Origin of the sequence: Variovorax nivicola (assembly GCF_051216475.1) — a bacterium.
GTDB lineage: Bacteria > Pseudomonadota > Gammaproteobacteria > Burkholderiales > Burkholderiaceae_C > Variovorax.
The window spans coordinates 24,424-34,386 of the sequence record NZ_JBPJZK010000023.1 but is presented as its reverse complement, the minus strand read 5'-3'; the positions used below and the strand labels follow the sequence as shown (position 1 = coordinate 34,386).

The 9,963-nt window shown below is 59.0% G+C and carries 8 protein-coding genes; 5 read left to right on the top strand and 3 right to left on the bottom strand.

Annotation, left to right across the window (positions count from 1 at the left end; genetic code table 11):
• Positions 1–175: 175 nt before the first annotated feature.
• Positions 176–1,135: a LysR family transcriptional regulator gene (locus ACSFBF_RS35500; protein WP_435462643.1), complete on the bottom strand. Its 960-nt coding sequence runs from the start codon at positions 1,133–1,135 to the stop codon at positions 176–178.
• Positions 1,136–1,551: 416 nt separating this feature from the next.
• On the opposite strand from ACSFBF_RS35500, the gene ACSFBF_RS35495 reads away from it, so the two are divergent.
• From ACSFBF_RS35495 to ACSFBF_RS35475, 5 genes are all read left to right on the top strand, one after another.
• Positions 1,552–2,457 (top strand): TauD/TfdA dioxygenase family protein, encoded by a 906-nt coding sequence (locus tag ACSFBF_RS35495; RefSeq protein WP_435462644.1) that lies wholly within the window; start codon positions 1,552–1,554, stop codon positions 2,455–2,457.
• 15 nt (positions 2,458–2,472) lie between these two features.
• A complete protein-coding gene (locus tag ACSFBF_RS35490; protein ID WP_435462645.1) occupies positions 2,473–3,450 on the top strand; it encodes a Bug family tripartite tricarboxylate transporter substrate binding protein in 978 nt (325 codons plus the stop codon).
• Positions 3,447–4,877: an aldehyde dehydrogenase family protein gene (locus ACSFBF_RS35485; RefSeq protein ID WP_435462646.1), complete on the top strand. Its 1,431-nt coding sequence runs from the start codon at positions 3,447–3,449 to the stop codon at positions 4,875–4,877. Before ACSFBF_RS35490 ends, ACSFBF_RS35485 begins: the two co-directional genes overlap by 4 nt.
• A 50-nt stretch (positions 4,878–4,927) precedes the next feature.
• The gene (locus tag ACSFBF_RS35480; protein ID WP_435462647.1) at positions 4,928–5,908 is read left to right on the top strand and encodes a Bug family tripartite tricarboxylate transporter substrate binding protein; all 981 of its coding nucleotides are present in this window, start codon (positions 4,928–4,930) and stop codon (positions 5,906–5,908) included.
• A gap of 88 nt (positions 5,909–5,996) precedes the next feature.
• On the top strand, positions 5,997–7,451 hold the full coding sequence (locus tag ACSFBF_RS35475) for a carotenoid oxygenase family protein (protein WP_435475061.1): 1,455 nt from the start codon (positions 5,997–5,999) through the stop codon (positions 7,449–7,451).
• 400 nt (positions 7,452–7,851) lie between these two features.
• On the opposite strand, the gene ACSFBF_RS35470 is transcribed toward ACSFBF_RS35475, so the two are convergent.
• Together ACSFBF_RS35470 and ACSFBF_RS35465 are read right to left on the bottom strand one after the other, a co-directional pair.
• Positions 7,852–8,964, bottom strand: a complete 1,113-nt coding sequence (locus tag ACSFBF_RS35470) for a LysR substrate-binding domain-containing protein (RefSeq protein ID WP_435462649.1) — start codon at positions 8,962–8,964, stop codon at positions 7,852–7,854.
• 11 nt (positions 8,965–8,975) lie between these two features.
• Positions 8,976–9,836 (bottom strand): HpcH/HpaI aldolase/citrate lyase family protein, encoded by an 861-nt coding sequence (locus ACSFBF_RS35465; protein WP_435462698.1) that lies wholly within the window; start codon positions 9,834–9,836, stop codon positions 8,976–8,978.
• Positions 9,837–9,963: the final 127 nt, after the last annotated feature.

Below are 9,963 nucleotides of genomic sequence, written 5' to 3'. Positions count from 1 at the left end.
CACCGTTCACTGCGATGGCCGCGCATGGCGCGTGGCGTTCGCTCTGCTTCAGAACGTCACCGACATCACGCCCTAAACCATCCAGCCGTCAACAACGGCCTCGAGCGGACTATTACGATGGACAGGGCCAGATCGACCGAATCAAAAGATCATTCACTCCTGTGATCGTGCTAGTCTAGGGCCCGTGATTGACCGCTGCTCGAATCTGAGGAAGAACCCCCTGCGGGGTCCCCTTGTCTGAGAATGCGTTGAACAGTATTTCACGGAGCCAGCGGATCGCGGGGTCGTTATGAACTCTCTTGCTCCAATGAAGGTGCGTCTCAAACACAGGTGATCTAAATGGCAAATCGAGCCGGATCAACTGCTTCTTCTCCGAAAACGATTCCGCCAATGCCTTCGGGACGGAGGCCAGCATATCGGTCTGCGAAATGAGTTCAGCGATGCACATGAAGTGGGGGGTGGTAAAAACAATGTGCCGCTCAATTCCTCGCTGCTGCATGTAGCGCTCCAAAAGCCCCTGTGTTCGCCCTGGCGCCTCGACCACAACATGTCGAGCCGCGCAGTACGTCTTGAGGTTGAACGCGTTTATTAGACGCTTGTTGTCTGCACTGCAAATGCAGACAAAAGAATGTTGTCCAACTTTGCGACGAACAAATTCACTGGCGACCAGATCTGGCAGATAGCCGAGAGCCAGATCGACTTGGCCTTCAGACAAGGCTCGTTGAAGCTGAAGTTGGGGGAGTTCCACGGATCGCAGCCGAACGTGCGGGGCAGCAAGGTTCACAGCGTTCAACACGCGCGGCATATAGATCGCTTCAGCCACATCAGACAGTGCGATTGTGAATTCACGTGTGGCAGTCCATGGATCGAAATCGGACCTACCAAGAATTCGTCGATCAATGCATACGATCATTTCGCGTACGGGGTCGATCAGCTCCCGTGCACGGGCCGTCGGTTGCATACCCGTGCTGGTGCTAATGAAAAGTTGGTCGTCCAGTATCACCCGCAGTTTGGCGAGGGTTGTGCTGACACCCGATTGACTCATGCGCAGAGTGCGTGCTGCCAGAACGACACTCCCTAGGTCGTACACCGCTGCAAAAATTTTCATCATCACGAGGCTGAAATTGGCTGGCATATGCGATCCCACACGATGGCTTGAGTGTTGACCGAGCGGTGATCAGAGCTGCCTAGGGTTACCTCTTAGAAATCAGAAATTGAGATTTTGCTTATCGTGTTTTACGAGACAAGGCGACCTTAGAGTCATGGCAACGAAGATGAAAACCGTCGAATGCCAAGGGGTGGTAGTCCGAAAGCAGACCCCTGCTATGGCCCCGCTAGCACGCCAATCAGCGCTACGGCGCGGTCGGCAGGTCGCGCGGACTACTCGGTGAGTAGAACCCCGTCTGCTCTCGGACGTCGGGGAGCGAGGTAGAGCAAACCGCTTGTATCGAGAAAGTCTGTCTCGTGAGGCTTTGCGAACCGGCTGAAAGACAGAGGATGTAGCGAGATTCCACCTCAGAGGTTTGACCTCATTTCTGCACAGGAGACGCAGTGGATACCAGAACCAAGAATGCTTCGCAGGACATGGATGCCAACGAGTACAAGCTCATCAAGGTCGAACCCCTGACCGGCGTTATGGGCGCTCAGATCGGGGGCGTTGATCTCCGGTCACCGATCGAACCCAAGGTGTGGAGAGAGATCAGGCAGGCATTCGGGACGTATCAGGTCATCTTTTTCCGCGACCAGAAGATCTCGGACGAGGAACATCTCGCCTTCAGCAGGAATTTCGGCTCTATCCTGCGCGTGCCGCAGTTGCACGGTGTTGAAGGGCAGCCTGATGTTCAGATCATTCGTCGCCTGGCCAGCGACACCGGCCGAGTGGTCGGCGAGAACTGGCACGCGGACAGTACCTATCTCGAGGAACCACCAGCGGCTGTCGTGATGCGCGCAGTCGATGTTCCGGCTTTCGGGGGCGACACCGGATTTCTGAGCATGTATGCGGCATATGAGGCACTGTCGCCTGGCCTGAAGGAAATGATCGACCAGATGCAAACGGTCCACAGCGCGACGCGCATCTTTGGCTCGGCATACCTTGCTCAGGGAAGAAAGTTCAGTTCCGTCAGCGCGAAAACCGATCTGGGAGTCGAATTGGGTGATCGTGAGCAACTACATCCATTGGTCTGCACCCACGAATTCACCGGGCGCAAGTTCCTGTATGTGAACAAGACTTATGTCCAGAGGATCCATGGACTTACAACAGAGGAAAGTTCCCCAATCCTCGCTTATCTATACGACCACTGTGCACGGTTTGATTTCACCAGTCGCGTCCGATGGGAGAACGATCAAGTCCTTGTTTGGGACAACCGGTCCACCATGCATCGTGCCATACCTGACTACGCAGGCAAGGACCGGTATCTCACGCGTGTGACCATCGCGGGCAACCGGCCCGTTCGCTGAGTGAAGGAGAAAACAATGAAGCGACGAAGCTTGTTGAAGGTGCTCTCGCTAGGTGGCTTACTCGGTCAAACGGTGGCCCGTGCACAGGAATTCCCCAGGACGGGGAGACCGATCAAGGTGTTGGTCGGCTTCGCCGCTGGCGGGCCGACTGATCTCCAGGCACGATCCATTGTTCTGGAGTTGGCGAAGGTTTTGGACACCGTCGTGATCGTGGCGAACAAGCCGGGAGCCAGCGGCGCGCTCGCAGCCGCGGAGGTTGCTCGAGCTGAAGCCGATGGCCACACGCTGCTCTATACGGTGGATGGGCCACTAACGCAAACGCCTCATTTGCTCAAGCAGTTGCCCTATGACGCCTTAAGGGACTACAAGCCAGTTATCCGTTCCGCTGTTGGAGGCGTGGTTCTCGTCGTGCATCCGTCGATTGGCGTGAACAACGTCAAGGATCTGATCGCATACGGCCGTGCCAATCCCGGCAGGCTGAGCTATGGCTCATTTGGGGCCGGCACGGTGTCGCACATTTACGGCGCAGTGCTTGCGCAGAAGACCGGCATCGACCTGGTGCACATTCCCTACAAGGGCTCGTCGGATGCAATGCGCGACCTGATCGCCGGCCGTGTTCAGATCATGTTCGATGCGCCATCGGTCGTGTCTCAATATGCAAGCGATGGCAGGCTGAAGCTGCGTGGAGCGACAGGTGCGACGCGCCGCTCGACCATGCCCGAGGTGCCCACGCTGCTCGAACAAGGATTGGTGGGTTTCGAGTTGCGCAGCTGGAACGGATTTTTCGCGCCTGCCGCCATCCGCCCGGACACACTGCAAAGGCTTCACGATGCCATTCGCACGGCGCAGCGGACAAGCTCTGTTGCGGACGTCTACCGAAATCTCGGCTTCGAAGTGCCGGAAGAATCGCAGAAGCAGTTCGCCGACCTCGTGCGCCGCGATTACGAGGCTTGGGGAAAATATGTCGATGCCCTAGCCATCAAGATCGAATGAGCATCCATACGAGGATCAACAAAATGCGAGAGTTCAAGCTTCTGATCGATGGTGTCCTGGTTCCCGGTACCTCGGTGATGGCAGTATTGAATCCTGCAACGGGAGCGGTCATCGCTGAGTCGCCGGTTGCTGACGAGGCGCAGCTAGACGGCGCCGTGTCAGCGGCTGGGCGGGCTTTCAGGACCTGGGCTGCGACCTCGTGGGCGCATCGTCAGCGGTTGCTCGGATCGCTCGCGGATGCACTCGATGGACGGGCCTTGGAGTTCGCGGAACTGCTCACCTCCGAGCAGGGCAAGCCGCTCCGGAATGCCAAGGCTGAAGTAGCGGGAAGTGCGAAGCGCATTCGCGAACTTGCAGGCCTCGAGATTCTTGAGCAAGTACGTGAAGCCACGTCGGCATCGCGCATCATGGACCAGGTTCTTCCGCTCGGTGTGGTTGCGGTCATCACACCGTGGAATTTCCCTCTCGCTCTGCTCGTCAACAAGCTGGCGCCGGCCCTGGTCGCAGGTAACTGCGTGGTGATAAAGCCAGCCCCAACGACGCCGCTCACAACGCTGCTGTTGGGGGAACTCTGCAGCGCGATTTTTCCTGCTGGCGTGGTGAACGTTATTGCGGACCGAAACGACCTAGGCCAGCGGATGACGGAGCATCCCGACATTGCCAAGGTGAGCTTCACTGGCTCGACGGCGACCGGCCGTCGCGTCATGGCAGGTGCTGCGGGGTCGATCAAGCGCATCACGCTGGAACTCGGCGGCAACGACGCCGCGCTGGTGCTGGAGGATGCGGATGCCAAGGATGCGGCGGGCAAGGTGTTCGCCGGTGCCATGGTGAATTCCGGTCAGGTCTGTGTGGCGATAAAGCGCGTCTATGTTCCTGACAGCCTCTATGAGGAGTTCAACCTAGAGCTCACGCGGTTGGCCGATGCGACGGTGGTCGGCGACGGGATGGATCCGGCGTCGCAGTTGGGCCCGGTTCAGAATCGAGCCCAGTTCGAGCGCGTGAATGCCATGATCATTGCAGCTTCGAAGCATGGCCGAGTCCTCGCCGGTGGCGCGCCGCTGGATCGACCGGGCTACTTTATCCCGCCGACGATCGTTGCCGAACTGGATGACAGCTCTTCTCTTGTCTCCGAGGAGCAATTCGGCCCAGTCCTTCCCGTGCTTCGCTACGGCAAACTGGACGATGCGATTGACAGGATCAACAGCAGTCCTTACGCGCTGGGCGCCACCATCTGGACGACCGACCCTGCGTGGGGCGCAGAGGTCGCTTCCCGCGTGCACGCCGGCACCGTGTGGGTCAACCACCACATGGCGATGCGGCATGACGTGCCTTTCCGCGGGTTGAAGCAATCCGGCTTCGGCGCCGAGTTGGGTATGGAAGGGTTGGAGGAGTTCGTGCAGCACCGCATCGTGAACGTGCGGTTGTAGTGAATGCGGTCTACCGCAGCCGGACATCAGAAGCACACAACGGAGACTCTATGAAAAACAAGATCTATCTATTCGCCATCTGGATCTGCGCTGCGCTTGGTTCGTTTGCGGCGCATGCGCAGGACTTCCCTCTGCCGACAAAGCCGATCAAGATCATCGTCCCCTATCCGTCAGGCGGGCCTACTGACGCCCAGGCACGCGTGCTGGCCAAGGAACTGAGCTCGGCGATGAGTGCCGTCGTGATTGTGGACAACCGTCCGGGTGCTGGTGGCGCGATCGGCGCGGCGGAGGTCTCGCGAGCGCCAGCGGACGGCTATACGCTGCTGTACACGGTAGACGGCTTGGTCACGCAGACGCCGCATGTCATGAAGAGCTTCCCGATCGATGCCCTGAAAGGGCTCACGCCGATTGCGCGCGCGGCGAAAGGCTCGTTCGCATTGCTGGCGCGACCGGGTTTACCAGCCCAAAGCATGAGCGCATTCGCGACTTACGCCAAAGCCAATCCGCGCAAGCTGACCTATGCTTCAGCCGGCATCGGTACGGGGTCCCACATCTACGGTGAGGTGTTGAATCAGGTGGCTGGAATCGACCTGGTTCATGTCCCATACAAAGGCAGCGCGGCCGCCCTCTTGGATCTTCTCGGAGGACGCGTCGATATCATGTTCGATTCGCCAATGACGGCCATGAACTACGCCCGTGACGGGCGCCTGATGCTGCTGGCGGCCGCGGCACCCCAGCGTTTCTCTCAGTTTCCTGATGTGCCGACCCTGGGAGAAGTCGGCCTGAAGGGGCTCGACCAGGGCAGTTGGCTCGGCCTGTTTGGCCCGGAAAACCTCGATCCCAAGGCGCATGCCAAGTTACAACAGGGCGTAGGCAAAGTCACCCGAAGCACGGTCTGGAAAGAGACCGTTCAGGCGATGGCGCTCGAGGCCATTCCCGAGGAGCCGGCCAATGCGTTCGCAGCCGCGGTGAAGAGCGAGAACGAGCGCTGGCAAAGGTACATCATCAAGGCGAACATTCAGACGGACTAAGCCTGCCCAGAGGGCCAGCAACATTGGGCTCCTCGTAAGGGCCTCGCATCACAAATGAAGAAGAACGATGATCGAAACTACGCACCCTATGCTGATCGGCAACTATGGACCGATTCAGGAAGAGCTGAATGTGCCGGACCTGCGGGTTGTGGCTGGCGTGATCCCTAAGGGCCTCTCAGGCGCGCTCTATCGAAACGGGCCCAATCTGCTGTTTCCTCCCTTGGCCGACAAGCATCATTGGTTCATGGGGGAGGGCATGATTCATGCCATCCATATCGGCCGCGGCCGCGCGTCCTACACAAACCGCTGGGTGAGGACAGAGCAGTTCAAGGCACAAAAGGTCGCAGGGCGCCGTTTGGTGCCAACGTCCTACGAGGAAGTGTTCGATGCGGCAGTGGCGACGGTGATGCTGCAGGACAGGGGAAAGCCTGCCACCGAGAAGCCGCAGAAGCTGCCCATGCAGTGGGCCGGAACGAATGCCGTGTGGCACGGCGGCCGGCTCTATGCCTTGGGCGAGACCAACTTCCCGGTGCTGCTCGATGGTGATTCGCTCGAGACGCTCGGTACGACCGACTTCGACGGTCGCTACACGGGCCCCATGACAGCGCATCCCAAGATTGATCCCGAGAGCGGCGAGATGCTCGCGTTCGGGTACCAGGCGGCAGGACCGGGAACGCGAGAAATTTCCTACTCGGTCATCGATCGTGACGGGAACTTCGTTCGCCAGGAGAGATTCGAGGCTCCCTATTGCAGCGCAGTTCATGACTTCCTCGCGACCCGCGAGCACATCGTTTTTCCGGTCTTTCCCGCGACCATCGATCTGGAGCGCGCGGCTGGAGGTGGTCCCATTTGTGCTTGGGACCCACGTTTGCCTACTCGGATCGGCATCATGCGGCGCGATGCCGGCGTCGGGTCGATGCGATGGTTTAGCGGTCCCCCGTGCTTCGTCTTTCACCCGATGAATGCATACACGGCGAAACGCGACGGCCGCACCTTCGTAGTCGCCGACGTGATGAAATTCGAGAAGCTGCCACTCTTTCCGGATGTCTCCGGTGGCAACGTGCCACCTTGGATCAAGGACGGCATGGCCAAGCTCGTGCGCTGGACGTTCGATATGGATGCCGAAAGCGAAGGGTACGTCGAAAAATCTCTCTGCGGCGTCGAGGGAGAGTTTCCTCGAATCGACGAGCGATTCTCGGGCCTGGCTTACCGGCACGCCTTCTACGTCGCGCGGATCGGTGCCTACACCCCAGGCTGTTCGTTCGATACGCTGGTGCATGCGAATGTCGAGACCGGCGAGATTCGCACATGCACGCCGCCTGGCGATCTCGGCCTGCTCGAGCCGGTCTTTGTGCCGCGAACGCCTTCCAGTCCCGAAGGCGAGGGCTGGATTCTCACGATTGCGTTCGATCCCTCACGAAACGTCAGCGATCTGTTGATCTTCAATGCTCTCGATATCGAGAAAGGGCCTATAACGCGTGTTGAGTTGCCAACGCGGGTGCCTTACGGTTTTCACGGAGGATGGCGTTCGCATGCGCAATGATAAGAGGGGGCGGCGGTGCACGAAGGAGCATGAGCCGATTCTGGAAATGAACTGCTGACCAAGGCGCCGGCAAATTCATGGAGCCTCGATCTCGTGGTCGGAGGCCGGGTTTTGCGACAGAGGTCTCTCGCTGGACAAGATGGGCTGTTCGTCGCCTTTGTGCCGCGCTTGGCGATCTGCATCGTGATGTGTTCGCCCAGTGCAGCGGCGCGTAGAACACCTCATACAGGTTCACCGTCGTCGGCTTGTTGCGTCCGCCCACATCGCGCAGTGTTGGCTCGATCTCAGCAAGCATCTCTCGATGGATGTCACTGGCATATTCGTTCTCGTCATTTGGGCATTGCCTGTCCTCGAGAGATCGCATAGCCCCTTCAGCGTTTGGCGGCGCAGTGGATGCTCGTTATCGCCTGCATCGTTTTGCCAGTGACGGCGCGGGTGTTTCGGGCAGCACTGCCTCGTCAAGTAGCCAAGAGCGAAACGCCTGAACGATGGGCCGCTCTAGAGCCGGGAGTGTGCAGACGATGTGGTATTTGAAAGGGCATGGCATTGCGTGGTCCCAGGCAACCACAAGCTTTCCAGCATCGAGCGCCGTCTGTACTATCTGTTTACTGGCAAGCAAGACCCCCTGGCCGGTCATTGCAGCTTCGAGCGCGAGCAGTCCGTTTCCGAACCGTTGCTCACGCAATCCTTCAGGTATGGGAAGTCTTGCCTGGCGGAACCATTCGGTCCAACCGAACCGTTCCGGTGAGCGATATATCGTGCTGTCGCTCAACAGCGGTTGATTTAGCAAGGCCGAGGGCGCTCTGTCTGAAAGGGACTCGCACAGGCTCGGCGCGCACACAGGGACGAACGTCACCTCCAGGAGCTTTCGGCTGTCCAAGCCAACGTACTCTCCGTAGCCAAAACGCACCGCCAAATCGATGCCGGCGCGTCGAAACGTTGCGGCGCTTGCCGGGCCGCCTCTGACCGTGTCCACAGAATTGAGGCTGGCTTGCAGCCGAACCTCGGCGTCGGGGCAACCGGCATAGAACCGATGCAGGCGGGGAACTAGCCACTTGGTCGCGAACATCGGCTCTGCACAGACGGTGATGACCCACTTGGATTCGCTGTGCGAACGCAACTGTTCAACTGCATCGGCGAGTGCGGAGAATCCGTCCTGCAGTGTCGGCAGAACCATTTGCGCCGCCGGCGTCAGATTGACCTTGCGATGTTGGCGCACGAACAACTCCACCCCAAGAAGCTCTTCCAGTGATTTGATCTGATGGCTGACAGCTGCTGGAGTCACATGAAGTTCTTTGGCGGCAGCCACAAAGCTCTTGGTTCTGGCCGCGACTTCGAAATAGGAGAGCGCAATCAGCGATGGCAGGCGTCGTGCACCATCCGTCATGAGACGGGATCGCGCCGACGTTTCCGCGCAATGATCCATTCCGTCAATGGCAGATGGCGTGTTGCATGACGGCGGCGCTACCTGCTGTTCGACGGGCGGTGAAGGTAAGAGGGGTTGCTTGGCCATGTAAAGGCCTGCTAGTGTGCGTGGGCGACGGCGTGAACTTGCAGCATGCGGGCATAGCTTCGGAGCACTGGCTTTTCGATCAGCTTTCCCTCGAAGACCAGCAGCCCACCATCGCTCTTCGCAAAGGCGTCCAGCACTCGCCTCGCGTGCTCGACGCTGGCGTCATCTGGCGCGAAGCATGCGTTTATGTCAGGAATCTGTTTGGGGTGGATTGCGCCTTTGCCGGTGAAACCCAGTTCGGCGGACAGCGCGGCTTCGCGCAACATGCCTTCGCGATCGTTCAGGTCCAGGTACGGCACGTCGATCACATCCAACCCGGTGGCGGCTGCAGCGTGGACGATGCGTGATCGCGCGTACTGCAGGGCCATCCAGGTTGATTTGCAGCGTAGATCAGCGGCCATGTCGACACCTCCAAAGAACAGGGCCTCGATGCGCTCACTGGAGCGCGCAATCTCATGGGTCGCCTCCAGGGCTTCATTGGTTTCGATGATGACGTGCAGCCGAGTCGAAAGCTTGTATTCCGTGAGAAGGTCGCTGAGATTGCGGATCTCTTCCGGCCCCTTGACCTTCGGCAGCATGATTGCGGGGATGGGCTCTGCGGACGTGAGCAAGGCTTGTACATCTTTCATGCCGTCCACCGTGCGAAGGCAGTTGATCCGGATAATGCGTTCGACGCGGTCTGGACCCTCTGCTACGGGAAGTTGCGCGAACGCATGCTGTCGGGCCTGTTGCTTTTCCTGGGGCGCCACGGCGTCTTCCAGATCGACACAGACGATGTCGGTACCGCAGCACAGTGCCTTCGGGAACATGTCTGGACGCGTGCCGGGTGCAAAGATGAAGCTGCGCCGGGCGCGGATTTTTCGTTCAATCATGCTCAAGGGATTACCTCTAAAAAAACTATACAAAAGCCACATCTTGAGGAGTTCCTCCGGCCGCTGGCAGTTTTAGCTACCGCCACCTGTTGCGATCGGGAATTCTCATCGGTTCATGTCAAGTGGC